1 pseudogene is annotated in these 278 nt (G+C 73.4%); it reads left to right on the top strand.

The features are described 5' to 3' along the window. Positions 1-278: pseudogene (locus SB725_RS30940) on the top strand (DNA-3-methyladenine glycosylase 2 family protein); the annotation flags it as partial.

Raw genomic sequence — 278 nt, 5'->3', positions numbered from 1 at the left:
CCTGCCTGCACCAGCCCCGCCCGGAGCGCGAGCCTTATCAGGCGCTGGTGCGCGCGGTGGCCTACCAGCAACTGCATGCCCGCGCGGGCGACGCGATACTCGGCCGCCTGCGCGCTTTGTTTCCCGGGCAGGACTTCCCCACGCCCGGGCAACTGGCCGATGCCAGCCTGGAGAGCCTGTGCGGCTGCGGCTTTTCCGCACGCAAGGTAGCGACCCTGCAGGGCATCGCCCAGGCCACCCTGGACGGCCGCGTCCCCGATGCCGCCAGCGCCCGTGGC

It is taken from the genome of Pseudomonas sp. SIMBA_041 (assembly GCF_046535095.1).
Classification (GTDB): Bacteria; Pseudomonadota; Gammaproteobacteria; order Pseudomonadales; family Pseudomonadaceae; genus Aquipseudomonas; species Aquipseudomonas mucoides.
The sequence above is the reverse complement of the archived record's forward strand: the minus strand, read 5'-3'. Positions and strand labels throughout refer to the sequence as shown.